The organism is bacterium (assembly GCA_026129405.1).
Classification (GTDB): Bacteria; Desulfobacterota; Binatia; order DP-6; family DP-6; genus JAHCID01.
The window spans coordinates 818,440-843,333 of sequence record JAHCID010000001.1; the positions used below are offsets into that span (position 1 = coordinate 818,440).

The following is a 24,894-nucleotide window of genomic DNA, read 5'->3' on the forward strand; positions in this document are numbered from 1 at the left end:
GCGGCACGCGTACGGGCGGCTTCGTCGAGGGGCGATCCCGGGACGGGGTCTCGGGGCGCGCCGCGTCCGGGGCGTGCCCGGCGTGGGGCGGGCGAGCGGAGGATCGACGCGACATGCGGGGATAGCCGCTCGCGTGCCAGCCCGGACCGCTGTGCCCTGCGGCGGTCCGGCCCGATGCCCGGATGCGCGATTGTACCAATCGCCGTTGCGGGCGGCGGCGCTTCAGAGCCGCTCGAGATAGGCGTCCGTCGCGGCCCGGATGCGCTTCGCCCGCTCCACGGGGTCTTCTTCGACGACGACCTCGCGCGGCGTGATCTTGAAGAGCGGCTGGCCCTTGCGCACGACGGTCGCGTTCTCGGCCATCACCGCGTCCACGCGCCCGGCGAACGGCGCGTAGACCTTGTTGAACATCTTCATGACCTCGATGATGTAGAGCGCGTCGCCCTTCTCGAACTCGCTGTCGGCGGCGAGATACGGCGGCAGGTGCGGCGCCTCGCGATCGTAGAAGGTGCCGCCCATGGCGGCGACGATCTCGTCGCTCTTGGTCGCCGGCGGTGGCACGAGCACCTTGCGCGTGGCGTCCTGGAGCTTCGGGTCGAGCAGCCGCTCCGGGATATCGATCGTGAGATCGTCGTCGACGCGCAGGTCCTCGAAGCCCACCCGCGCGCCGATGAGCGGCAGGAGGCCGAGGATCTCGAGCCCGAGCTGATGGCCCGCGTGCGCCGCCCGCACCTTCTCCCAGGTGCCGGCGTCGAGGCCGAAGGCCGGCGCCGCGTCGGCCAGGGCCGCGTCGAGCGATCGCCAGTCGGTGCCCGCGGGGAGGCGTGCGCCGAGGCGCCGGTAGAAGGCGAGCGCGGTGTCGAGCAGCTCGCGGTCGTGGTCCCAGATGCGGTGGGCGGCGGCCGCGTCCGGGGTATCGAGGTCGAGCAGGTGATAGGTGGCGGCGAGGATCTCGATCGGGTTGCGCTTCCAGACGACGCGGCCGTCGTCGATCGCGTAGTCGGCGCGATGCTGGGAGAGCCATGCCGACAGGAAGTGCGGCTCGTCGAAGAGCGCGTGGATCGGCCGCTCGAGCAGCGTCTCCTTGAGGGCCATGATGCGCTGGGTCTCGGCGAGGGCGGCCGGTGCCGCGGCGCCGACGGCGCGGCGGGCGAGCTGCTGGAACACCCAGTCGAGGTCGATCGACTGCGCCTGCTCCTCGAGCAGCCCGACCAGCGTGATGTAGGGCACGACGAAGCGGGTCGTCGGCTTCGCCCACGGATCGCGGTGCGCGAACCAGGAGAGGATGCCGTAGAGGAACTCCTGGTTGGTCGCGAGGTCGAGGCCGCGGATGCGCGTGCGACGGAACACCTCGAGCAGCCGGTTCCAGCTCTCCACGCGGTCGGCGCCCGTGGCGAGCAGCAGCGCGACGTTCGAGTCGTACGCCCCCGCGAGCCGATAGCGCATGAAGAGCCCGGTGTCGGGGTTCTTCAGGCAGATGCCCTGATCGTCGCGGATCTCGCCGTCGATCGGGTCGGACCACGACATGATGACGCCGCCGGCGGCGGGCGAGAGCGCCCGGTCCGTCGCGTTGAGACGCGCCTCGAGCGCGGCGCCTTCGCGCTGGACGCGCGTCGGGCGCGGCAGCCGCGTCTTGTGCCTGGCGATGATGGCCATCGCCTCGACGAGCGAATGGACGTCGAAGAAGTCGCCCGCGTCGTCGGGGTTGGCGAAGCGCAGCGCGTAGCAGAGCTCGGACACCCGATGCTCCACCTGGATGCGCGTGTTCACCTCCATGAAGTAGTGGCGCGCGCCGTCGACGATGCACTCGAAGGTCGACGCCGAGTCGAGCTTCACGGCGAGGCCGAAGCGCTCGGCCTCGGCCTCCATGCGCCCCAGGACGTCGAGGTCGTCGCGCAGCGCCTTCGCCTTGGTGGCGTTGCCCTCACGCTCGGCTGCGGCGACCGCCTGCTGCAGCCCCTCGACGGTGACGGACACCTCGACGAGCTTCTGCTCGTGCATCTGCAGCGAGCAGTCGCGGCCGCCGAGCGTCACGCACCAGGTGCCGTTGCCGAGCATCTGGATCTCGTTGTGGCGCGTCTGCTCGACGTTCAGCTCGAGCAGCATGTTCTTGTTGTCGCCGACGCCGGTCGCCTTGACCTCGCTCAGCACCTCGCGCACGAGCGCCGGCACCTGCGCCGCGTCGGAGAGGATGCGCTGGCCCTTGCCGCCGCCGCCGCCGATGGCCTTCAAGCGGAAGCGCCGGCCGGGCTGGTCGGCGAGCAGGCGCTCGGCCTCGAGGCGCAGCGTCTCGCCCAGCTCCTCGATCGAGAAGAGGTCGACGCGTGTTCGATACGACGCCTCGAGCACCTTCTCGGCGAGCGCCGCCGGCTCGAGCTTCTGGTCGGCGAGCGCAGGCACGTCGAGCCCGGCGTCCCGCGCCGCGTTCGCGAGCGCGGCGCGGTCGGGGTACTTCCGCAGCAGCGTCCGCACCGTCGCGTCGTTCATGCCCGGCGTGACCGACACCTGGTTCGCGATCGCGGTGCGCTTCGCCTCGTCCTTCGCGCCCGCCGCCATCTGCGTGTACGAGCACGGTCCGATGAAGCCGATGCCGGCCTCTTCGAGGCGGCGGACGAAGTCGGCGTCCTCGGCCATGAAGCCGTAGCCGGCGAAGATCCACTGGTAGCCGTGCTCGCGGCAGATGGCGATCATCTGCTCGATGCGCTGGACGCGCTCCTCGCGCGTCGTCCCGGTGTAGTCCGGCACGGGATGCACGTGCTCGGGGCTCATGATGCGCAGCTCCGGCGACAGCGCGCGCGGGAAGACGATGCTGTCCTTCTCGGAGAGCAACATGCCGATGCGCGTGATGCCCATCTCGCGGAAGACGTCGATCGCCTCCTTGCGGATGGGCCCGCGGCACACGATGAGGACGCCCATGTCCTCGCAGGCGAACGATCGCACCCACGCCGAGGCGGCGGCGGCGAGACGACGGTCGCGGTGGACGAGGGCGTTCGCGCCCGGGGTGGGAGCGGGCTTCGTGGCCGGCATCAGTGGAACTCCCGCTGCACGGACTGCATCGGTCCGGGGACGTAGTGACGGAGGAAGAACGCCAGGTTCGTGGCGAGCACCTGGCGCAGGTCGCCGGGCATGACGATCTCCGAGATCGAGCCGAGGCTGAGCGCCTCGCGCGGGTTCATGAGCTCGCGCTCGTAGCGCTGGTTGAGATCGGTCTCCTTCGCCTTCAGCCACTCGGCGGCCTCGGCCGCCGGCGTGCCCGCCTTCCGCATGCGCGCGGCTTCGTCGCGCACGTCCTTCAGCTCCTGCTTGTAGACGAACTCCTTGCCGGCGGTGCCCATGACGGCGACGCGCGTCGTCGGCAGGGCGAGGACGAGGCTCGCGCCGGTGGCGTAGCTGTTGAAGGCCGCGTAGGCGCCGCCGAACGCGTTGCGCAGGATGAGCAGGATGCGCGGCGTGCGGATGTCGATGATGGCGTCGAGCATGGCGCGCCCCGCCTGCACGATGCCGCGCGTCTCCTGGTCGCGCCCGGGCAGGAAGCCCGTCGTGTCCTCGATGAAGATGACCGGCGTGTTGTAGATCGAGCAGAAGCGGACGAAGCGCGCGATCTTGTAGGCCGCGTCGACGTCGATCTGCCCGCTGGCGACGGCGCTGTTGTTGGCGATGAAGCCGACCACGTGACCGCCGAGGCGCCCGAAGGCGGTGATGGCGTTGCGCGCGCGGTCGGGCTGCATCTCGAAGTAGTCGCCGTGGTCGCAGACGCGCTCGATGATGATCGAGACGTCGACCGGCGTGTTGAAGCCGGTCGGCGAGTTGAAGGCCTTGCGCAGGAGCGTGTCGATCTCGCCGGTTTCGCGGGCGATCGGGTCGCTGGTCTCCTGGAACGGCGGCGGGACGGCGTTCGAGTCGGGCAGGTAGCCGACGAGACGCACCGCGGTCTTGAGCGCGCCCACCTCGTCGGGGACGGTGAGGTCGGCGACGCCGCTCGCGCCGTGGACCTTCGGGCCGCCGAGATCGTCGGGCGTGACGTCCTCGCCGAGCACGCTCTTGATGACACCCGGCCCGGTGAGGCCGAAGAACGTGTTCGCCGCCTGGATGATGAAGCTGCCCTGGCGCGGCAGGTACGAGCCGCCGCCGGCGTTGTAGCCGAACATGCACATGATGCTCGGCGCCACGCCGCTGATCTTGCGCAGGGCCGTGAACGCCTCGGCGTAGCCGTCGAGGCCGCCGATGCCCGCCGGCACGAAGGCGCCGGCGCTGTCGTTCATGCCGATGAGCGGCATGCCCTTCTCGCCCGCCATGTAGATGAGGTTGGCGAGCTTGCGGCCGTTGGTGGCGTCCATCGAGCCGGCGCGGACGGTGAAGTCGTGGCCGTAGAGCGCGACGTCGCGCCCGCGCACCTTCACCACCGTCGTCACCAGCGAGGCGCCGTCGAGGTTCTTGCCCCAGTTCTGCCACAGCACCGTCGGCTGCGTGCCGGGGTCCTTCACCACGTCGATGCGCTCCCAGACCGTCATGCGGTCCTTGGCGTGCTGGCGCATGACCTGGATGGTCGGGGAGGCGGCGTACGGCTTCTGGCGCAGCTCCGCGCCGGCGCGCACGGCCTCGTCGTAGGGGCCGGTCGCGGCGGCGGGCGCTCGCGTGGCGTCCGTCGACTCGGCCAGGGGGTCCGAAAGGGTCGGCACCGGGCTGGCTTTGGGGGCGGGGACTTCCTCGGGGGGACGCTTCGGCTTGGCCATGTACACGGGGGCGATCGGGGGTGGCCTCCGGGGGGGGGGGGAGGATCCGATCGGCGTCGGTTGCTCTAAGCGCCCGGGCGCGAAAACTCCAGTCCCGGGTGCGACCCCGGGCGCCGGCCTCCGCCCCGCGGTGTGCCCGCGGGCCCTGGACAGGACGGGGTAGCCGCCGGGCGCGAGCGGCTACGCGTTCTCCCCGAACCCCACCAGGGCGTCGATGCGCCGCAGGTGCTCGTCGGGGATACGGACCGACTCGGCCCTGATCGCGTCCTCCAGGTGTCGCATCTCGCGCACGCCGACGATCGCCGAGGTGACGTCGGGGTTCCGCAGCACCCAGGCGAGGGCGTAATGCGCCAGCGGCACGCCCAGCTCCTCGGCCAGGCCGGCCAGCGTCTCGACGATCTCCAGCCGCCGCTGGCCCCGCGCCGACGTCTGGTCGAACTGTTCGGCGACGAACGCCCCGAACTCGGTCTGGTTCTTCGCCCGCGAGTCGTCCGGCGCCGGCCGGCCCTTGCGGTAGCGTCCCGCGAGCCAGCCGCCCTCGAGCGGGCTCCAGACCATCGCGCCGAACCCGTGCGCACGGCAGACGGGGAAGATCTCGCGCTCCGCTTCACGGCGCAGGATCGAGTAGGGCGGCTGCGTCGAGACGAAGCGCTCGAGGTTCTTCCGCTCGCTGATCCACAGCGACTCGACCATCTTCCAGCCGCCGAAGTACATCGAGCGCGACTCGGCGAGCGTTCCCGTCGACACGCCGAGGTAGCGGACCTTGCCCTGACGCACGAGGTCGGAGAGCGCCGACAGCGTCTCCTCGAGCGGCGTGTCCTTGTCGTTGCGGTGGATCTGGTAGAGGTCGATCCAGTCCGTGCCGAGCCGCTGCAGGCTGTCCTCGACCTGCATCATGACGTGGCGGCGCGACAGCCCGCGATCGAGCGGACCGCCCGGTCCCGGCATGAAGACCTTCGTCGCCACGACCGCCTCGCTCCGCCGGCCGCGCAGCGCCTTGCCCACGATCTCCTCCGACTCGCCCATGCCGTAGCGGTTGGCGGTGTCGATGAAGGTCACGCCCTCGTCGAGCGCGCGGTGGATGATACGCACGCAGTCGGCGTGATCGGCGTTGCCCCAGCGGCCGAGGACCATGGTGCCGAGACAGATGCGGGAGACCTTGAGGCCGGTGTGGCCGAGACGGGCGTGGGTCATGCGCCCTGCTACGCCGGGGCCTGCGGTCCTGTCGAGACGCCGGGCCATGGGCGCGCCAACGGGTTGCTGGCAAGGCCGCGTGACCGTGCCATGCTCGTCGTGCCGGTGGCGCTCCCACTCGCACGGCTGCTCCTCGCGATGTGCCTCGCCCTCGCGGCGGCGCCGGCCGCCGCGCGCGACGTCGCCGGGGTCGCGGTGGCCGACACGACGGACGTCGCCGGGCAGACGCTGCACCTCTCCGGCGCCGGCGTGCGCACGCGGTGGTTCTTCGAGGTCTACGTCGCCGCGCTCTACTTGCCGCACCCGGCGCACACGGCCGCGGAGGTCCTGGACGGCGCGGGGCCGCGCCGCGTGCGGCTCCACATGCTGCGGGCGCTCGGCGCGTCGCGCATCGCGGAGGCCGTCTCGGAGGCCTTCGCGCGCAACGCCGGCGACGCGTTGCCGGCCCTCCAGAGCCGCCTCACCCGCCTCGAGTCGCTCTTCCCCGCCGCGGAGGTGGGCGACCGCATCGACCTCACGGTGGCCGGCGGCCATACGGAGGTCGCCGTGAACGACGTCCGGCGGGGGACGATCGAGGGTGCCGACTTCGGCCGCGCCCTCCTCGCGGTATGGCTCGGGCCTGATCCGGTGGACGCCGACCTGAAGCGGGCGCTGCTGGGCGGGTAGGCCGCGGCCGGCTCGATCAGGGGGCGGCCGGCGGGATCGCCGCGAGGTCGCGCAGGACGGCGCGGCTGCGCTCGCGCAGCTCGGGGATGCGCGACGTCGTCGCCACCTGCTCGGCGATCTCGGGGGCGCGCTCGCGGGCCAGGCGTTCGACGAGCTCCCGCAGCGTGTCGTCGTCGACGCCGGCCAGGGCCTGCGTCATCGTGGCGCGCAGGTCGTCCTGGAGCTCGACGCCGCCGAGCCCGGCACGGACGGCCTCGGCGCGTAGCGACGCGTCGGGGTCGTGCAGCGCGACGTCGAGCAGCTGTTGGAGGGTCGCCTGCGCGGTGCCCATGTGTCGGGCGATGCGGCTGCCGACGGGCAGCGCCACCGAGCGGTTCAGCAGCCGGTGCGGCGACGGGGGCACCACCGGAACGGCCGGGGGGGCCGCGGCGACCGCCGGTGCGATCACGGGTGGCGGCTCGTCGGCGGTCGCGCCGAGGAGCGTCACCCGGCGCACGCGGCCGTCGTCGCCGAAGACCACGGTGAAGTTGCGGCTGCCGAACAGGCGCACGAGCCCCTCGTCCAGCGGCAGGTCGTCGAACGCCACGCTCACCGGCGCCGGGTCGGCGCCGGCACCGCGTACCTCGGCGCCGGTCGCGCTGCGGAGCAGCTCCAGCATCTCGGCGGGGGGCACGTCGGCGAGCCGCGCGCTGAGCCGGTCGCCGTCCATACGCACGAGCGGGCCCGGCTCGGCGCCGTGCACGGCGACGGCGAGGGCGAGGGCGACGCCGCCCGCGATGCGGACGACGGCGGCGGACGACGGCCGGGGGGCGGTGGTCATCGGGTGCCCGCGGCGGGCGGGAGGCACTGTGCGACGCTCGTTTCCGCCGGGCAAGGACGATCGCCGCGCGATCGCCTCCGGGCGGGCGCGTGTCACGGAACTTTCACCGACGCCGGCGGGTCGGGCCGGCGCCGGGCGTCTGCGCGCCCGCGCTACCGGGCCGGTGCCGGCTCGGCGGCGCTCGCGACGTCCACGTGCTCGGCCGGATCGCCGAAGAGGAAGCGCGGCCGCAGGCGCAGCGCCATCACCGGCATCACCGTGAGCGACGCCAGACAGGCGACGACCATCGCCGCCGGCATCAGCGTGCCGAAGAGCTTCATGCCGAGGAACGGCGACACCGCGATGACGGCGAAGCCGGCGCCGATGCTCGCGGCGACGAAGATGACGGCGCGGCCCGACGTGCGCAGCGCCTCGTGGACGGCGTCGCGGTCGTCGGGGAAGCGCTGGTGCTCCTCGCGCAGGCGGAAGAGGAAGTAGATCGCGTAGTCGGCGCCGACGCCGGCCGCCATCGCGATCACCGACGACGAGCCCATGTCGAGGCGGACGCCGGTCCAGCCGAGGCCGCCGAACAGCACGAGCACCGTGATGACGATGGGCGTCAGCACGTAGAGGCCGGCCACCGCCGAGCGCATGATCGCCGACGACACGAGGTAGATCACCGCGAGCACGACGAGCATGTTGAGCATCTTGCCGTAGGTCGTGTGCTCGTTGACGGCGAGGACGGTCGGCGCGAAGCCGCCGGCGATGAGCACCTCCACGCCGTCGGGCGGCGGGTTCTTCGCCACCCACTCTTCGAGCCGGCGCACGAGCGGGCCGACCTGCGCGGAGTCGTCGTCGTGCAGGTACGCGACCACGAGGGTCTTCGTCTGGGCGCGGTCGCTGAAGCGCTCGAACGCCGGCGACTCGCCGAGGAACATGAGCTGTGCGGTCAGCTCCTGGTCGTCGGGCAGGCGGTACGGCTTCGGGTCGGAGGCGTTGAACGTCTGGTGCAGCGTCTTCACGATGTCCGCGATCGACGCCGTGCGCAGCACGATCGGGTCCTGCTCCAGGACCTCCTGCAGCGCCGCGATGTGCCGGAGCACCGGCAGCGACTTGGTGGTGCCGGGAGGGCCCTCGTAGAGGACGGTCATGTTGACCGTTCCCTGGAAGTGCTCCTCGATCTTCTCGAGGTTCTGCCGCGAGAGGCTGTCGTGCGGCATGTACTCGCGCGTCGGGCCGAAGGTGCGGATGTTGGCGATGCCGATCGCCGCCAGCACGAGCACCACGCCGGTTCCGATCAGCACCGCGCGACCCTGGGCGCGCACGACGCCGCGATGGATGGCTTCGAGCAGCTTCGCCGTGAGGCCGCCCTCGGGCGGCAGGCGTCTCGGCGCCGGCAGCACGGCGCGCAGCGCCGGGATGAACGTCAGCTCGAGCAGGACCGCGCTCGCGATGCCGTAGCCGCAGGAGAGGCCGAGGTTGGCGATCGAGCGGACGCCGAACAGCGCCAGCGACATGAAGCCGAGCGCCGCGGTCGCGCCGGCGGCGATCATCACCGGCCCGATCTTCACCGTCGAGCGGATCACCGCCTGCTTGTTGTCGCCGGTGCGGACGACCTCTTCCACGTAGCGCTTCAGCATCTGCGCCGAGTGCGCCGCGGCGACGGCGATGAGCAGGATCGGCACCGCGACGTTCCAGGTGTCGATCACGATGCCCGTGTGCCCCATGAGACCGAGCGCCCACACCGTGCTGAGCGTCGCCGTCAGCATCGGGATGATCATGCCCTGGACGCTGCGGAACGAGACCAGGAGCATCAGCGCGATGACGATGAACGTCACCGGGATGCGCTTCGCGATCAGCGCCGACTGGCCGAGGTCGGTGAGGGCGACGATCGGCTCGCCGGCGGCGTAGATGTCGACGCCGCGGCCCTCGAACGTCGCGATCAGGTCGAGCACGCGCTGCGCGATGTCCTGTGACTGCGGCCCCTCCCAGAAGTCCATCGCCACGATCGCGGCCTTCTGGTCGTCGGTGACGAGCATGCCCCGGAGCGACGGATCGGACTCGAGGTTCCGGCGCAGCGCCGCGATCTCTTCGGGCGTCTGCGGGACGTCGCGCATCAGGTAGTCGACGGTGATGTTGCCGTCGCGATCCTCGACGTGGCGCACCGACGGGGCGGCGAGGCTGACCACGTTCTGCGCGATGACGTCGGGGAGCTTCAGGGCCCCGAGCGTGAAGTCGCGCACGACGGCGAGCGTCTCGGGCGTCCAGACGTCGCCCTGCCTGGGCACGACGGCAGCGATCAGCGCGTGCCGGCCGCCGAACTCCTTGCGGATGGTCTTGTCGATCTGGACGAAGTGATGCTCCTCGGGGAGGCTCGCCTCGACCGAGAACTCGGTCCGCAGCTTCGACAGCCCGCTCGCCACGAGCGCGGTCGCGACGGCGACGAGGGCGAGGACCAGCCAGGCGCGACGGACGAGCCAGCGCACGTAGCGCTCGAAGAGAGGCATCGACCGGGCATCACGTCGGGAACGCAGGGCGAATGCAAGCCGGACCGACGGGCCATGCGGCGGTGTGTCGTCGACGGCCGGGGTGGCGCCCGCGAACCGAGCGGCGCGGTGCGGCCTCGATCGTCACCCCGGCCCATGACGCGGCTGGCGCCGGCGTGCCATCGCGCCCCGTGGCCGACGTGCAGCATCGACGCTGCGGCACCGCCACGCCGATCTTGCGGCCTGCGTATCGGCGCCCCGGATCCACGGCGTCCGGGCACCGCCCGCCGCTGGCACCCGCCTTGCTCTTCCGCACGCATGGGCTGCGCCGCCACGTCGTTCGACGCCGATCACGCCGTACCGATGGACCTCCGGTGGCCGGTCGGGCCGCACTGCGCGCCCGCCGCGCCCCCCGGCGCCGCCGAGCGCATCCTCAGCCGGCGGGCCGTCGACCTCCTCGACGTCGGCTTCGACGACGACGTTCTCGAGGTCGGCTTCGGCGCCGGCCTCGGCCTCGCCCTGGCGCGGGCGCGCGGCGCCCGCTTCGTCGCCGGCGTAGAGGCGTCCGAGGGGGTGGTGCGGGCGGCGCATCGCCAGGTCGGGCACCGGGCCGTCGACCTGCGCGTCGGAGCGGTGGCGTCGCTGCCCTGGGCCGACGGCACGTTCACCCGCGCGCTCGTCGTCAACGATCTCCACCTCTGGGACTGGCCGCTCGACGGCCTGCGCGAGCTGCGTCGCGTGCTGGCGCCGGGCGGGCGTCTGGTGATCGGGCTGCGCTGCGCGGTGCCCGGAGTGGAGTCGCCTGCGCCGCCCGAGCTGCCGCTCGAGACCGTGGGGGTGCTCCTGCGCATGCTGCCGACCGCCGGCTTCCGCGGCGCCGGCATCGAGCGCCCGCTCGACGATCGTCCCTTCGCCTACCTCGTCGCGCACGCCTGAGCCGCGGGCCCGCGCGGCTTGCCGGGGCGGGGATCGTGTCGTAGGCATTGACGGATGTCCCCGATCGTCGTGGCGCTGCTCCTCGGTGTCGTGGTCGGCGGCGGCAACTGGTGGGCCCTCGGCCAGCTCGGCGTCGATCCGCAGACCGCCATGCCGTTCGTCGCGGCCATCTGCGGGGCGCCGCTGCTGGCGACGCTGCTGACCGCGCTCACCGCCCCGAAGGCGGCCGCGGGCGCCGCACCCGAGCCGGCCGCGAAGGCCGCGCTCGCGCCGGCGAAGCCGTCGCCGAAGCCGGTCGAGCCGCCGGAGCACACCGCGCTCCGCCTTCTCGCCGCCCTCCAGGAAGAAGGACGCCTGGTCGACTTCCTCACCGAGGACATCGGCCCCTACTCCGACGAGCAGGTCGGCGCCGCCACGCGCGGCATCCACGCGTCGTGCGCGAAGGCGCTGCAGAGCTACGTCCGCCTCGAGCCCGTTCTCGCCGGCAAGGAGGAGGACACGGTCACGGTCCCCGCCGGCTTCGATCCCGCCACCATCCGCCTCACCGGCAACGTGCAGGGGCAGCCGCCGTTCAAGGGCGTGCTGCGTCACCCCGGCTGGAAGGCCGCGAGCGCGACGATCCCGCCGCGCGCCGGTCTCGACCCGCGCATCATCGCCCCGGCCGAGGTCGAGATCGCCTGACGGACGCGTGATGGCCGACGCCCGTTACGTGGTCGGCATCGACCTCGGCACGACCAACTCCGTGCTCGCCTGGGTCGACACCCGGGCGGAGGACGGCGACGTCGACGCGCCGGCGGTGCAGGTGCTGCAGATCCCGCAGCTCGTATCGGCGGGTACGGTCGCCGAGCGGCCGCAGCTGCCGTCGTTCGTGTACCTGCCCGCGGCGGGCGAGATGAAGCCCGAGGGCCTGGCGCTGCCCTGGGCTCAGGCGACGGACGTCGTCGGCGAGCTCGCCCGTGCCCGCGGCGCCGAGGTGCCGGGGCGTGTGATCGCGTCGGCCAAGTCCTGGCTGGGCGCCGCCGGCGCCGACCCGACGGCGCCGATCCTGCCGTGGGGCGCGCCCGACGACGTGCCGAAGCGCTCGCCCGTCGACGCGGCGACGGCCTATCTCGCGCACCTCCGCGCCGCCTGGGACGCGGCCATGCCCGAGCCGCTGGCGCAGCAGGACGTCCACCTGGCCGTGCCGGCGTCGTTCGACGCGGCGGCGCGCGAGCTGACGGTGCGGGCGGCGGAGCAGGCCGGGCTCGCCGGCGCGCATCTCATAGAGGAGCCGCAGGCGGCGTTCTACGCCTGGCTCGGCGCCAGCGGCGGCGGGTGGCGCGAGAAGGTCCGGGTCGGCGACGTCATCCTCGTCTGCGATCTCGGCGGCGGCACCACCGACCTGACGCTGGTCGCCGTCGGCGAGGAGCACGGCAGCCTCGTCCTCGAGCGCAAGGCGGTCGGCGACCACATCCTGCTCGGCGGCGACAACATGGACCTGACGCTCGCCCACGTCGTGCGCCAGCGGCTCGCCGACGCCGGTACGACGCTCGACGAGTGGCAGTTCCGCGGCCTGATCCACGCTTGCCGTGCGGCCAAGGAGCAGCTGCTCGCGCACGGTGCGCCCGAGAAGGCGCCGATCGTCGTCCTCGGCCGCTCGCGCAAGGTCGTCGGCGGCGCGGTGCGCACCGACGTGCTGCGCGACGAGGTCGAGCAGACGCTGGTCGAGGGCTTCTTCCCCCTCTGCGGTCGCGACGAGCGCCCGCGCGCCGCGCGCCGCACGGGTCTGCGCGAGATCGGTCTCGACTACGCCAGCGATCCCGCCGTCACCCGCCACGTCGCCGGCTTTCTCGGCCGCCACCGCGAGCTGGCGCCGGACGGCCCGAGCGCGGTGCTGTTCAACGGCGGCGTCACGCATGCGGCACGCTTCCGCGACCGCATGCTCGACGCGCTGGCGTCGTGGCGCGGCGACGGCGTGCGCGTGCTCGAAGGCAACCACGCCGATCTCGCCGTCGCCCAGGGCGCGGCCGTGTACGGGCTCGCGCGCCGCGGCCGCGGCGTGCGCATCCGCGGCGGCACGGCGCGCGCGTACTACGTCGGCGTCGAGACGGCGATGCCGGCGGTGCCCGGCATGGCGCCGCCGGTGAAGGCGCTGTGCGTGGCGCCGTTCGGCATGGAGGAGGGCAGCGACGCCGTCCTGCCCGACGCCGAGTTCGGCCTCGTCGTCGGCGAGCCGGCGGAGTTCCGCTTCTTCGGCTCGTCGGTGCGGCGGCACGACGTGCCGGGCACGGTCGTCGAGGGCTGGCAGCCGGGCGAGCTGGAGGAGCTGGCGCCGCTCGAGGCGACGCTCGACGGCGACGCCGGCCACAGCGTCCCCGTGCGCCTGCGCGCCCACGTCACCGAGATCGGCACGCTCGAGATCTGGTGCGACGCCCGCGCCGGCGGCGGCCGCTGGAAGGTGGAGTTCAACCTCCGCCAGCAGGCCGACGCCTAGCGCCGGGGCGGCCGGCGATGGCGGCGCGCTATCTGGTCGGCATCGACCTCGGCACCACCAACACGGCGTGCGCCTACGTCGACACGCAGGGCGGCCGCACGATCCACGTCTTCGACGTGCCGCAGCTGGTGGCCGCGGGACGCGTCGAGCCGCGGCCGACGCTGCCGTCGTTCGTCTACCTCGCCGGCGCGCACGACGTGCCCCCGGGAAGCCTCGACCTACCCTGGGCGGCGGACCGCGACTGGTGCGTCGGCGTGTTCGCGCGCGAGCAGGGCGCCCGCGTGCCGGGGCGGCTGGTGGCGTCGGCGAAGTCGTGGCTGTGCCACGGCGGCGTCGACCGCACCGCGAAGATACTGCCGTGGGGTGCGGGCGACGAGGTCGCGAAGATATCGCCCGTCGAGGCGTCGGCGCGCGTGCTCGGCCATCTGCGCGAGGCGTGGGACGCGACCTTCCCCGCGTCGCTCGCCGAGCAGGCCGTCGTGCTGACGGTGCCGGCGTCGTTCGACGAGGTGGCGCGCGAGCTGACCCTGGAGGCGGCGCGCCAGGCGGGGCTGCCCGACGTCGTGCTGCTCGAGGAGCCGCAGGCGGCGTTCTACGCCTGGCTCGGCACGCACGAGGCCGACTGGAAGGCGCGGGTCACGGCGACGCCGCTCGTACTGGTCGTCGACGTCGGCGGCGGCACGACCGACTTCTCGCTCATCGCCGCGCGCCAGGGCCGCGGCGAGCTGACGCTCGAGCGCGCCGCGGTCGGCGATCACCTGCTGCTCGGCGGCGACAACATGGACATCGCGCTCGCGCGCGCCTCGGAGGCGCGGCTCGCGCGCGGCACGCCGCTCGACTCCGGCCGCTTCCACGCGCTCGTCAGCCAGTGCCGCGCCGCCAAGGAGCGGCTGCTCGACGATCCGACGCTGGGCGCCGTGCGCGTCACCGTGCCGGGGCGCAGCGGGGCCGTCGTCGGCGGCACGCTGCACGACGACCTGGCGCGCGCCGAGGTGGAGGCGACGGTGCTGGACGGCTTCTTCCCGTCCGTCGGCGGCGACGCCCGGCCGCGCCGGCAGACGGGGCTCGCGCTGCGCGAGTGGGGTCTGCCGTTCGCGAGCGATCCGGAGATCACGCGCCACGTCGCCGACTTCCTCGAGCGCCAGCGGGAGGCCGCGGGCGAGGCCGAGCGCGCGCTCGTGCGGCCCGACGCGATCCTCTTCAACGGCGGCGCCTGCGAGCCGGAGGTCGTACGCGACCGTGTCGCCGACGTGATCGGCCGCTGGCACGCGCCGGACGGCGCGTGGCGCCCGGCGGTGCTCGAAGGGCAGTCGCTCCAGCTCGCCGTCGCGCGAGGCGCCGCCTACTTCGGCCTCGTGCGCCGCGGCGACGGCGTACGCATCGGCAGCGGCGCGGCGCGCAGCTACTACCTCGGGCTGTCCGGGGAGCAGGCGCTCTGCCTCGTGCCGCGCGGCATGGACGCGGGCGAGCGCGTGGCGATCGAGGGCCACGACCTCGAGATGCTCGCGAACCGTCCCGTCTCCTTTCCGCTCTTCACCGCCGTCGATCGCAGCGGCGAGCGCACCGGTGATCTGGTCGCGATCGACGCGCAGGCCATGCGGGCGCTGCCGCCGATTCGCACCGTGCTGCGCTTCGGCAAGAAGCTCGTCGAGCGCGCGTTGCCCGTGCAGCTGGAAGTGCTGTTGACGGAGATCGGCACGCTCGAGGTGTGGTGTCGCTCGCGCGAGACGGACCACCGCTGGCGGCTCGAGTTCCGCCTGCGCGACGTGGTCGCGGCCGAGGCGCCGCCGCCGGACGCCGAGGGCGGGGAGGGCGTGCTGGTCGTCGAGCCCGCGCGGCTCGAGGAAGCGACGGCGATCCTGCGTGCGACCTTCGCCGGCGGCGACGACCCGGTGACGCTCATGCGGCGCCTCGAAGGCGCGCTCGACGCCGGCCGCGACGCCTGGCCGCTGGCCGCGATCCGCGCCCTCTGGGACGTGCTGTGGGAGCTCGAGTCGGCGCGCGCCCGCACGCCGGAGCACGAGACGCGCTGGCTGAATCTGGCCGGCTTCCTCCTGCGGCCGGGCTTCGGCGACCCCGGCGACGAGATCCGCGTCGGCCGGCTGTGGCGCGTGCTCGGCGCCGATCTCCGCCACCCGCGCGCCGTCCAGGGCCGCGCCGAGTGGTGGAACCTGTGGAAGCGCGCCGCCGGCGGCCTCGCCGCGCGCCAGCAGCAGCACCTGTACCAGCAGGTCGCGTCGGCGTTGCTCAAGAAGAAGACGAAGGGCCCGCGGCCCGGGCCGCAGGAGCTGCGCGAGATGTGGCAGGCGATCGGCGCCTGCGAGCGGCTCGCGGCGGCGACCCGCAGTGAGCTTTCCGAAGTGCTCGCGGCGAACGCCGCCCGCGGCAGGACGACCGATCAGGAGCTGTGGGCGCTCGCCCGGCTCGCCGCCCGCGTGCCGATCTACGGGCCGCAGAACACGATCGTGCCGCGCGACGTCGCCGCGACGCTCGCCGAGCGGCTGCTCCGCGCCGAGTGGACGCGCCCGGGTGCGACCGCGTTCGCGTTGACGCAGATCGCGCGCGCCACCGGCGACCGCGAGCGCGACCTCGACGCCGCGCTGCGCGAGCGCGTCGCCGCGCGGCTCGAGGCCCTACCCGACGGCGCGCGCAACGCCCGCATCGTGCGCGAGCCCGTGGCCCTCGAGGCGCGCGAGCAGGCTCGCCTGCTCGACGAGGCGTTGCCCGCGGGGCTGCGGCTGCGGCCCGCCGACTGAGCGTCGCCCTGCCCCGCCGGGGGGCGGTGCGGTTCCGAGCTTGTCCACCCCGCGGCCCGTCTGGTAGTCGAGCTGCGGCGCGTCGGTTTGCCGAGGGGGGGTCGTATGCGGCGGCGGGTTGGGCAGCGGAAGTGGAGTCGAGCGGGGGTGCTCGTGCTGGCGGCGATGGCGCTGCTCGGTGCGGACGGCGTCCGCGCCGACGACCACGACGCCGGGTCCGAGGCGGCCACGCAGAAGCGCGCGGAGAGCAACGTCGCGCGTTTCTGGGACGCGGAGCGCTTCTACTTCTGGTTCCAGAGCGGCGAGACCGCGATCGTCGACACGCACATCGTCAGCGATCTCTTCTTCGACACGCCGAACGGCATCAACGTGATGCTCGGCGGCGGCGGCGGCTACAACATCGACGAGCACTGGAGCGTCGAGTTCCAGGGCCACGGCACCGAGCCCGACGTACGCTCGAAGAGCCTCGGCAAGGTGCGCGAGTACAGCAACATCACGCTGCTGCCGAGCGCCCGCTTCCGCCTGCCGATCGACGGCGGCCCCTGGGTTCCGTGGGCCAGCGCCGGCCTCGGCTGGTCGATCAACGACGTCAACGACAACGGCAACTCGCGCGTCAAGCTGGAAGCGGACGAGAGCACCATCGCGGGCTCGGTGGCGATCGGTCTCGACTACTTCGTGTCGCCCAACGTCGCGGTCGGTCTGTCGGTGCAGGGTCTCATCTATCCGAACCAGACGGCGGAGTTCACCTACCGCAACGCCAACGGCAAGGTGGTGCGGCGCGCGCAGGACGAGTTCAACCTGTCGTCGATCAACACGCTCGCGCACATCCGGCTCTTCCCGGGCCAGCAGGGCTCGCCCGACGGCACCAAGAAGCGCACGTTCCTGCTCGCCGACGAAGGTCCCTTCGACACCAGCGACCTGCGCTTCTACCTCTACTTCTTCGGCGGCCACACGGAGCAGTTCAGCAAGGATTTCGGCGGGCCGCTCACCCTGGAGGCGCCGGGCGACTTCAACGCCACGCTCGGCGGCGGGCTCGGCCTCAACTTCGACCGCCACTGGGGCGCCGAGGTCCAGCTCATGAACACCGACCCCAACATGGAGGGGTCGCCCTACGGCAAGATGGCCGAGGTCTCGAACTTCACCGTGCTGCCGATGGTGCGCTTCCGCTGGCCGTTCCTCGGCGGACGGCTCGTGCCGTCGGTGCGCGCCGGCGTCGGCTACGCCCAGTTCACGATCAACGACAAGCGCGGCTGGATCGACGTCATCAACTCGACCGGGACCGCGGCCCGCAGCGTCGCCACGCCGAAGGTCACCATCGACAGCCCCAGCGTCGCCGGCTCGGTGCAGCTCGGGCTCGAGTACTTCCTGAACCACAACCTGAGCTTCGGCGTCTCCGTGCCATTCTATCTCTATCCGGACGCCGACACGACGGTGAAGGAGGTCGGGAAGCGGAAGGTGAACGGCTCGGCGAACTTCTCCGGCGTCGCCGGCCTGCTGGAGATCCGCGCCTACCTGCCGTAGCTGAGCGCCGTGGCCGTGGCAGTCCCTGCGGACGCCCCGCCGGGGCTGCTCCGGCGGACGACCGCGCTCTCGATCGTGCCGGCGAACCTCGTCGGCGCGATCGCCGTCTATCTCTACTTCAACTACGTCGACCCGCTCGGCGGTGGGCCGGCGCCGGGGTCGACGCAGGCGCTCGTCGTCTTCGTCGGCGTGACGGCGACGCTCGTCGTCGGCAACTGGTGGCTCGGGGTGCGCTTCACGCGCCCCATCCGCCAGTGGGAGCAACGCCTGCGCGCGGGGGCGGATCCCGCCGAGGTTCCCCTCGACATCCGCCGCCGCGTGCTGAACGCCGCGCTCGCCAACGCGATCCTGAGCCTCGTCGCCTGGGACGTCGCGGCGGTCTTCTACTTCGTCAACCAGCTGATCCTCGGGGTCGGGCTGTTCGAGAGCCTGCGTATCCTCGTCGGCATCGGGCTGGTCGGCGGGCCGGTGACGTCGGCGCTCGCGTTCCTGGTCGGCGAGTTCCACTGGCGCCGGCAGATCCCGCTGTTCTTCCCCGACGGCCGCCTGGAGCGCGAAGGCGTGCTGCGGGTGCCGATCCGGCTGCGCCTCGCGGCGACGTTCCTCTTGACCGCGGTGCTGCCGCTGCTGCTCATGCTGTTCGTCGATCTGACCGTCGAGCTGCGCTGGGCGCACCGGCTGGCGCCGATCTGGGACGACGTCGTGCGCGCGCAGCTGTATCTCGTCGCCATCACGACGCTGGCGTCGACGGTGATGGCGTTTCTCGTGGCGCGCTTCATCAACCGTCCGGTGCAGGCGCTGCGCACCGGCATGGCCGCCGTCGCCGCCGGCGAGCTCGACGTCCGCGTGCCCGTGCGCAGCACCGACGAGCTCGGCGAGCTGAACCAGCACTTCAACGCCATGGTGGACGAGCTGCGCAGCGCCGCCCGTGCGCGCGAGCTGTTCGGTCGCTACGTGAGCCCCATGGTCGCGCGGGCGGCGCTCGAGCGCGGCGTCGGGCGGGGCGGCGAGCTCGTGCACGCGACGGCGATGTTCGTCGACCTGCGCGGCTTCACCGACATGACGCAGCGGATGGCCGCGAGCGCCGTCGTCGAGGTGCTGAATCGCTACTACGCGGCGGTCGAGAAGGTGACGGAGCGCGAGGGCGGCGTCATCACGCAGTTCCTGGGCGACGGCGTCGTCGTGGTGTTCGGCGGACCCCTGCGGCCGTTGCCCGATCATGCGCGGCGCGCGGTGCTGGCGGCGATCGACGTCGAACGGGCGCTCGCCGCCGGCCCGGATCCGCTCGAGGCCGGCATCGGCATCTGCACGGGGGAGATGATCGCCGGCAACATCCGCGCCCGGCAGCGCGTCGTCTACACGATCGTCGGCGACGCCGTGAACCAGGCGGCCCGGCTCCAGGTGAAGACGCGCGAGCTCGGCACGGCGATCCTCGTCACGCAGACGACGCGGGACGCGGTCGGCGACCTGCCCGGCGTCACCCTGCGTCCCGTCGGTGCCGTCCCGCTGCGCGGCATCGCCCAGCCGGTGGCCGCCTACGCCGCCACGGCGTGATCCGCGGTCGCCGGTGCGCCCGGGCCGGCGCCGGCGCCCGCCGGCTTGCCCGGGTCGGGCCCGGCGGGCATCCTCGCGGATTCGATGCTGTCTCTCGCCGGCGTGAGCAAGCGGTACGGGCCGCAGGTGGTGCTCGACGAGGTCGTCTGGAGCATCCCGGACGGCGCCCGGGTGGGCCTCGCCGGCCCGAACGGTGCCGGCAAGTCGACGCTGCTCAAGATGATCGCCGGCCGGCTCGAGCCCGACGCCGGCACCATCGCGATGCCGCGCGGCGCCCGTGTCGGCTACCTGCCGCAGCACATCCTCGGCCTCGGCGGCACGAGCGTCCTCGACCATGCGCTCGAGGCGTTCGCCGACCTGCACGAGCTCGAGCGCCGGCGCGAGGATCTGGAGCATCAGCTCGCGACCGTCGATCCGTCGGCCGACGACTACCAGGCGATCATGGACCGCTACATGGCCGTCTGCGAGGAGTGGGATCTGCGCGGCCGCTACGACCTCGAGTCGGAGACCGAGACGGTGCTGCGCGGGCTCGGCTTCCAGGACGGCGACATGGACAAGGACGTCGGCGCGCTGTCGGGCGGCTGGCAGATGCGCGTCGCGCTGGCCCAGGTGCTGCTGCGGCGGCCCGACGTGCTCCTGCTCGACGAGCCGACGAACTACCTCGACCTCGAGGCGCGCAACTGGCTCGAGGAGTTCCTCGCGAGCTACCCGGGCACCGTCGTCCTCGTCGCGCACGACCGCTACTTCCTCGACGTCGCCGTCGACCGCATCGCCGAGGTGCTGCACGGCAAGGTCACCGACTACGCGATGAACTACAGCCGCTACCTCGAGGAGCGCGAGACGCGGCTCGAGCTGGCGCGGGCGGCGTACGAGAACCAGAAGGAGGAGATCGAGCGCATCGAGTCGTTCATCTCGCGCTTCCGCTACCAGGCGTCGAAGGCGGCGCTGGTGCAGAGCCGCATCAAGCAGCTCGAGAGGATCGACCGCCTGCCGCCGCCCGACGGCCACGCCGAGCGCGTCCTGCGCATCAAGCTGCCCGAGGCGCCGCGCGGCGGCCGCATCACGCTGACGTTGCACGGGGCGAAGAAGCAGTACGGCGAGCGCGAGGTATACGGCGGCATCGACGTCGCGATCGAGCGCGGGCTGAAGGTCGCGCTCGTCGGGCCCAACGGTGCCGGCAAGACGACGCTGCTGAAGCTCCTCGCCGGCGTCCTCGCCCTCGACGGCGGCACGCGCGAGCTCGGGCACAACGTGCGTCTCGGCTACTTCGCGCAGGACCACGCCGAGTCGCTGAACGGCGACCGCACGGTGCTGAACGAGATGCTGAGCGTATCCGACGTCGAGACCGCGCCGCAGGTGCGCGGTCTTCTCGGCGCCTTCCTCTTCTCCGGCGACGCGGTCGACAAGCGCGTCGGCGTGCTCTCCGGCGGCGAGCGCAGCCGGCTCGCGCTCGCGAAGCTGCTGCTCGAGCCGTCGAACTGCCTGCTGCTCGACGAGCCGACGAACCACCTCGATCTCGCCGCGAAGGAGGTGCTGCTCGACGCGCTGCTGTCGTACGGCGGCACCGTGGTGATCGTCGCGCACGATCGCTACATCCTCGATCGCCTGCCGACGCAGATCATCGAGGTCGGCCACGGCCAGGCCGTGCGCTGGCACGGCAACTACGAGGACTACCTGCGGCAGAAGGCGGCGGCCGAGGCGGCCGCCGTCGCGCGCGCGGCGGCCCCGGCGGCGAAGGGCGGCAAGCCGGCCGCCGCGGCGGGCAGGAGCAAGCGCTGACGCGCGCTCAGCTGCCGCCGAGCCGCAGCGCGGCGCAGCGCGCCGAGCCGCGCAGCGCCGCGTGGTCGTCGAGGATGACGCGCACCGGGATGGCCTCCATCACCGTCGCGCGCATGCGGCCCTTGGCGAGGAAGGCCTCGGCGAAGCGCCCGTCGCGCAGCTTGTCGAGGATGCGCGGCGCGATGCCCCCGCCGACGTAGAGCCCGGCCGTCGCCATGAGCTTCAGCGCCAGGTTGCCGGCCTCGGCGCCGTAGAGGGCCACGAGCCAGTCCAGCGTCTCGACGCAGATCGGGTCGGTGCCGGCGAGCCCGGCGTTCGAGATCGCCGCGCCGGGATCGCCCCCGCTGCGGCGGACGGCCGCGATGAACTCGGGGTCGGGCTGGCCGGCGCGCTGGCGCAGGAAGTCGTGCAGGTTGACGATGCCCATGCCCGACACGACCCGCTCCCAGCTCACGTGCCCGGCGTATTTCGCGCGCAGCCAGACGAGCAGCTCGTCCTCGAGCGGCGACCCGGGTGCGAAGCTCGCATGGCCTCCCTCGCAGGCGAACGGCTGATGGGTGACGCCGTCCCAGTACAAGCCGGCTTCGCCGAGCCCGGTGCCGGCGGCGATGATGGCGCGATTGCCCGACGCCTCGGGCCGTCCCGCATGGAGCTCGACGAGGGAGGTGGGCGGCATCACGGCCACGCCGTGCGCGTTGGCCTCGAGGTCGTTGATCACCCAGGCGCGTGTGCCGAGCTGCGTCGCCAGCGCGGCGGCGTCGACCGTCCACGGCAGGTTCGTCACCCGGCCCACGCCGTCGCGCACCGGGCCCGCGACCCCGAAGCAGGCGGCGCCGGGGGGATGCGCGAGGCCGGCGCAGTAGGCGGCGACGATCTCACCGAGGCCGGCGTGGGCCCGGCTGGAGAAGGTCTGGAGATTCTCCGGCTCGCCCGCGGGATCGCCGAACAGCGCGAGCCGGGTGTTGGTGCCTCCGATGTCGCCGGCGAGGATCACGGCCGCGCCTGCGCCCCGGTCGGCTAGCGGCGCCCGCGGCCCGGGCCGCCGTGTCCGCCGCGGCCCTGGCCGCCCTGGCCGCCCGGAGGCGGAATGGGCTTCACCGAGAGGCGGTGGTCGGGCATCGGACGGAACAGCAACGAGTCCGACGCCCGCTTGATCTTCAGGCGCAGCTCGTTGCGGGCAACGGTGTCACCCGTCGAGGCGAGGACGGCAGGGATGGCCAGCTCGATGTGACCGTGCTTGGCCCCATGAGTCAGCGACACCTGGAGACGCTCCTGCCCCGGGACGTCCCGCACCTCGACCCCGAGGCGGCGGTCGATGGAGCGCGCGAGCTCGTGAATGATACGCCGTGCTTCCTGGCGCGCCTCCGTGATGATCCGTTCCTCCGCCATGGGAATACGAGGTTAATAGGGGACGAGCCGTCGGTGTCAACTCGACGCCGCTCCCTGGCGCCTGCGTCATTCGAGAACGCCGGCCTCGCGCAGGCTCGTGATCTCGTGGTCGGGCAGCCCGAGCAGATCGCGCAGGACGGCGTCGGTGTGCTCGCCCAGGCGGGGGGCCGGCGTGCGCAGTGCGGGTGCCATCGCCGAGAAGCGGATGGCGTGCGTCTCGGCGGGATGGTCGCCGAGCACCGGGTGGCGGACGGTGCCGAAGTGCCCGCGATGCGCGATCTGCGGGTCGTCGTGCACGTCGCGGAGGTCGAGGACGGGGGCGGCGTCGACGCCGGCGGCCTGGAGCCGCTCCGCGAGCGGGCGCGCGGCTTGCGGGCGCGTCCACTCCGCCAGCGCCGCCTCGAGCCCGTCGACGGCCGCGAGGCGCCCTGCCGCCGTCGCCAGCTCGGGAGGCGTTGCCCAGCCGGGCGAGCCGAGCGCGTCGACGAGCCGGGCCCAGGCCAGGTCGTCGTGCACCGCGATCGCGATCCAGCGCTCGCGGCCGTCCTCGTCGGCGCAGCGGAAGACGCCGTGCGGGGCGGCGTGGCGCGAGCGGTTCCCCATGCGTCCGAGCACTTCGCCGTTGGCGGTGAAGGTGGCGATGGCTTCGGAGAGGCAGGTGATGCCGCCCTCGACCTGCGAGAGGTCGATGTGCTGGCCGCGGCCGGTGCGGCCGCGGTGGAGGAGGGCGCCCGCGAGCAGCAGCGCGGCGAAACGCGGCGAGAGCGAGTCGGTGATCGTGCCGTAGGGGCCGAGCGGCTCGCGGTCGGGCCAGCCGGTGAGGTGGTTGAACCCCGACAGCGCCGAGCCCTGGCCGCCGAAGCCGGGGTAGAAGCGCTGCGGCCCGGTCTGCCCGTTGAGGCAGGTGCTGATCATGACCAGGTCGGACCGCTCGCGCACGAGCGAGGCGTAGTCGAGGCCCCACTTCGCCATGGCGCCGGGCGCGAAGTTCTCGGCGATCGCGTCGACGACGAGCGCGAGACGCCGCGCGATCGCCACCGCCTCGGGCTTGCCGAGGTTCAGCGCCACCGAGCGCTTGTTGGCGTTCAGGACGGCGAAGTGCTCGCCGCCGTCGAGGCCGCCCTTGGTGTCGGGCGTGAGCTTCAGGATGCGCAGGAAGTCGGGGCGCTGGCGCGACTCGACGCGGATCACCGTCGCGCCGTGGTCGGCGAAGTAGCGCGTTGCGACCGGGCCGGCGGCGCCGCCGCCGAACTCGAGGATCGTGAAGCCGTCGAGGAGGCCGCCGTGCGGTGTCGTCGTCACAGGACGCCCTCCGCGCGCAGGCGCGCCAGCACCGCCGCATCGACGCCGATCTCGCCGAGCACCGCCGCCGTGTGCTCGCCGAGGCGCGGCGCCGGCCCGCGCACCGCGACGGTCGTGGCGTCGGCATCGTCCGAGGTGATCTGCGCGAAGGCGCCGGGCAGACGCAGCACGCCGCGGCCCGGATGCTCGAGGTCGACGAAGAAGCGTCGCGCCGCGAGCTGCTCCGACGCGACGATCTCGCGCGAGGTGTTCGCGGGCGCGAGCATGAGGTTGCGCTCGCACGCGGCCTGGAACAGCTCGGTCATGGTCTTCGTGCGGAAGAAGGCGCCGAATTCGGCGGACAGCGCGTCGACCTCGTCCTGCGACAGGAGGTTGTGGTTGTATGCCTTCCAGTCCGTCGCGCGCAGCTTCTCGGAAGCCATGCCGTGCTCGCTCATGTACTTCGTCATGGCGACGAGGCCCGGCACGCGCGCCGGCCCGCCGCGCAGCGCGAACGACACGTAGCCGTCGGCGCACGGCCAGATCTCGCGCTGCACGCTCTTCGTCTGGCGAAAGAACGCGCCCGCGCGGGCGCCGCGATTACCCGTCATCATCGACATCGACGCCGTGGCCATGTTCGGCATGACCATCGCCTCCTGCATCGCGACGTCGACGTGCTGCCCCTCGCCGGTGCGCTCGCGCGCGAGCAGCGCGAACGCGACGCCGACGGCGGCTTCGATGCTGCCGTGGAAGTGCGACACGGGCAGCGAGCAGCGCAGCGGCGCGCGGTCGGGATCACCGGTGCAGTGGAGGTTGCCGCTCATCGCGATGACGGTGAGGTCGGAGCCGCGCCAGCCGGCGTAGGGTCCGGTCTGGCCCCACGGCGTCAGCGAGGCGAGGACGAGGCGCGGGTTGCGTGCGTGGAGGACATCCCACCCGAGGCCGCGCGCGGCGAGGCGGCCCGGGGCCTCGGTCTCGAGCACGACGTCGGCCCGTTCGGCGAGGCGCAGGAAGAGGTCGCCGCCCGCCGCCGCGTCGAGATCGAGCGTCAGGCCGCGCTTCGAGCCGTTCATCGCGAGCCACACGAGCGAGCGCTCGACGTCGGCGACCTCGCCCCAGTACGGCCCGCGGTGTCGCGCGGGATCGCCGGCGGGCGGCTCGACCTTCACGACGTCTGCGCCCATCTCGCCGAGCAGCATCCCGGTGAGGAAGCCGGGCTCGCCGGTGAGGTCGAGGACGCGAAGGCCGTGCAGGGAGCCGCGCATGACGCGGCCGAGGGGTTAGCCCGCGGCTCGCGAAGGCGTCAAGCGCGCGCCGCCGCCGGGCG

General features: G+C 73.0%; 17 protein-coding genes. 8 read left to right on the forward strand and 9 right to left on the reverse strand.

Annotation, left to right across the window (positions count from 1 at the left end):
• Positions 1-222 precede the first annotated feature (222 nt).
• The 3 genes from KIT14_03800 to KIT14_03810 form a co-directional block, all read right to left on the reverse strand.
• Positions 223-3,027 carry a biotin carboxylase gene (locus KIT14_03800; protein ID MCW5889654.1) on the reverse strand — a complete coding sequence of 935 codons (2,805 nt, stop codon included), beginning with the start codon at positions 3,025-3,027 and terminating at the stop codon, positions 223-225.
• Entirely contained in the window at positions 3,027-4,733 is a 1,707-nt protein-coding gene (locus tag KIT14_03805; GenBank protein MCW5889655.1) for an acetyl-CoA carboxylase carboxyltransferase subunit, read from the reverse strand. The genes KIT14_03800 and KIT14_03805 overlap by 1 nt, the downstream gene beginning before the upstream one ends.
• A 180-nt stretch (positions 4,734-4,913) precedes the next feature.
• Positions 4,914-5,927, reverse strand: coding sequence for an aldo/keto reductase (locus KIT14_03810; protein ID MCW5889656.1), 1,014 nt, complete (start codon positions 5,925-5,927; stop codon positions 4,914-4,916).
• 90 nt (positions 5,928-6,017) lie between these two features.
• Between KIT14_03810 and KIT14_03815 the strand changes: the two genes are divergently transcribed.
• A complete protein-coding gene (locus KIT14_03815; protein MCW5889657.1) occupies positions 6,018-6,593 on the forward strand; it encodes a chalcone isomerase family protein in 576 nt (191 codons plus the stop codon).
• Positions 6,594-6,609: 16 nt separating this feature from the next.
• Here the strand turns inward: KIT14_03815 and KIT14_03820 are convergent, their stop codons facing one another.
• Together KIT14_03820 and KIT14_03825 are read right to left on the reverse strand one after the other, a co-directional pair.
• The gene (locus KIT14_03820; GenBank protein MCW5889658.1) at positions 6,610-7,413 is read right to left on the reverse strand and encodes a hypothetical protein; all 804 of its coding nucleotides are present in this window, start codon (positions 7,411-7,413) and stop codon (positions 6,610-6,612) included.
• A gap of 152 nt (positions 7,414-7,565) precedes the next feature.
• Positions 7,566-9,899 (reverse strand): MMPL family transporter, encoded by a 2,334-nt coding sequence (locus tag KIT14_03825; GenBank protein MCW5889659.1) that lies wholly within the window; start codon positions 9,897-9,899, stop codon positions 7,566-7,568.
• 297 nt (positions 9,900-10,196) lie between these two features.
• Here KIT14_03825 and KIT14_03830 point away from each other — a divergent pair, with 297 nt between their 5' ends.
• The 7 genes from KIT14_03830 to KIT14_03860 all read left to right on the forward strand — a co-directional run bounded on the left by KIT14_03830 (position 10,197) and on the right by KIT14_03860 (position 20,897).
• Positions 10,197-10,814, forward strand: coding sequence for a class I SAM-dependent methyltransferase (locus tag KIT14_03830; GenBank protein ID MCW5889660.1), 618 nt, complete (start codon positions 10,197-10,199; stop codon positions 10,812-10,814).
• Between the two features lie 54 nt (positions 10,815-10,868).
• Positions 10,869-11,495 (forward strand): DUF2760 domain-containing protein, encoded by a 627-nt coding sequence (locus KIT14_03835; GenBank protein MCW5889661.1) that lies wholly within the window; start codon positions 10,869-10,871, stop codon positions 11,493-11,495.
• A 10-nt stretch (positions 11,496-11,505) separates the two neighbouring features.
• Positions 11,506-13,287, forward strand: a complete 1,782-nt coding sequence (locus KIT14_03840) for an Hsp70 family protein (GenBank protein ID MCW5889662.1) — start codon at positions 11,506-11,508, stop codon at positions 13,285-13,287.
• Between the two features lie 17 nt (positions 13,288-13,304).
• Positions 13,305-16,043 (forward strand): Hsp70 family protein, encoded by a 2,739-nt coding sequence (locus tag KIT14_03845; GenBank protein ID MCW5889663.1) that lies wholly within the window; start codon positions 13,305-13,307, stop codon positions 16,041-16,043.
• Between the two features lie 147 nt (positions 16,044-16,190).
• Entirely contained in the window at positions 16,191-17,564 is a 1,374-nt protein-coding gene (locus KIT14_03850; GenBank protein MCW5889664.1) for an outer membrane beta-barrel protein, read from the forward strand.
• A gap of 9 nt (positions 17,565-17,573) precedes the next feature.
• Entirely contained in the window at positions 17,574-19,118 is a 1,545-nt protein-coding gene (locus KIT14_03855; GenBank protein MCW5889665.1) for an adenylate/guanylate cyclase domain-containing protein, read from the forward strand.
• 84 nt (positions 19,119-19,202) lie between these two features.
• Positions 19,203-20,897 carry an ABC-F family ATP-binding cassette domain-containing protein gene (locus KIT14_03860; GenBank protein ID MCW5889666.1) on the forward strand — a complete coding sequence of 565 codons (1,695 nt, stop codon included), beginning with the start codon at positions 19,203-19,205 and terminating at the stop codon, positions 20,895-20,897.
• 7 nt (positions 20,898-20,904) lie between these two features.
• Here the strand turns inward: KIT14_03860 and glk are convergent, their stop codons facing one another.
• The 4 genes from glk to KIT14_03880 form a co-directional block, all read right to left on the reverse strand.
• Entirely contained in the window at positions 20,905-21,891 is a 987-nt protein-coding gene (gene glk / locus KIT14_03865; protein ID MCW5889667.1) for a glucokinase, read from the reverse strand.
• A 23-nt stretch (positions 21,892-21,914) separates the two neighbouring features.
• Positions 21,915-22,286, reverse strand: a complete 372-nt coding sequence (locus KIT14_03870) for a hypothetical protein (GenBank protein MCW5889668.1) — start codon at positions 22,284-22,286, stop codon at positions 21,915-21,917.
• A 66-nt stretch (positions 22,287-22,352) separates the two neighbouring features.
• On the reverse strand, positions 22,353-23,588 hold the full coding sequence (locus KIT14_03875; GenBank protein ID MCW5889669.1) for a CoA transferase: 1,236 nt from the start codon (positions 23,586-23,588) through the stop codon (positions 22,353-22,355).
• Positions 23,585-24,832 carry a CoA transferase gene (locus KIT14_03880; protein ID MCW5889670.1) on the reverse strand — a complete coding sequence of 416 codons (1,248 nt, stop codon included), beginning with the start codon at positions 24,830-24,832 and terminating at the stop codon, positions 23,585-23,587. Before KIT14_03880 ends, KIT14_03875 begins: the two co-directional genes overlap by 4 nt.
• Positions 24,833-24,894 lie beyond the last annotated feature (62 nt).

Excerpts from the sequence above, each read along its gene's own strand:
- KIT14_03825 (MCW5889659.1), bottom strand. The coding sequence starts at position 9,899 with ATGCCTCTCTTCGAGCGCTACGTGCGCTGGCTCGTCCGTCGCGCCTGG.
- KIT14_03815 (MCW5889657.1), top strand. The coding sequence starts at position 6,018 with ATGCTCGTCGTGCCGGTGGCGCTCCCACTCGCACGGCTGCTCCTCGCG.
- KIT14_03830 (MCW5889660.1), top strand. The coding sequence starts at position 10,197 with ATGGGCTGCGCCGCCACGTCGTTCGACGCCGATCACGCCGTACCGATG.
- KIT14_03840 (MCW5889662.1), top strand. The coding sequence starts at position 11,506 with ATGGCCGACGCCCGTTACGTGGTCGGCATCGACCTCGGCACGACCAAC.
- KIT14_03870 (MCW5889668.1), bottom strand. The coding sequence starts at position 22,286 with ATGGCGGAGGAACGGATCATCACGGAGGCGCGCCAGGAAGCACGGCGT.
- KIT14_03845 (MCW5889663.1), top strand. The coding sequence starts at position 13,305 with ATGGCGGCGCGCTATCTGGTCGGCATCGACCTCGGCACCACCAACACG.
- KIT14_03880 (MCW5889670.1), bottom strand. The coding sequence starts at position 24,832 with ATGCGCGGCTCCCTGCACGGCCTTCGCGTCCTCGACCTCACCGGCGAG.
- KIT14_03800 (MCW5889654.1), bottom strand. The coding sequence starts at position 3,027 with ATGCCGGCCACGAAGCCCGCTCCCACCCCGGGCGCGAACGCCCTCGTC.
- KIT14_03860 (MCW5889666.1), top strand. The coding sequence starts at position 19,203 with ATGCTGTCTCTCGCCGGCGTGAGCAAGCGGTACGGGCCGCAGGTGGTG.
- KIT14_03805 (MCW5889655.1), bottom strand. The coding sequence starts at position 4,733 with ATGGCCAAGCCGAAGCGTCCCCCCGAGGAAGTCCCCGCCCCCAAAGCC.
- KIT14_03820 (MCW5889658.1), bottom strand. The coding sequence starts at position 7,413 with ATGACCACCGCCCCCCGGCCGTCGTCCGCCGCCGTCGTCCGCATCGCG.
- KIT14_03835 (MCW5889661.1), top strand. The coding sequence starts at position 10,869 with ATGTCCCCGATCGTCGTGGCGCTGCTCCTCGGTGTCGTGGTCGGCGGC.
- KIT14_03810 (MCW5889656.1), bottom strand. The coding sequence starts at position 5,927 with ATGACCCACGCCCGTCTCGGCCACACCGGCCTCAAGGTCTCCCGCATC.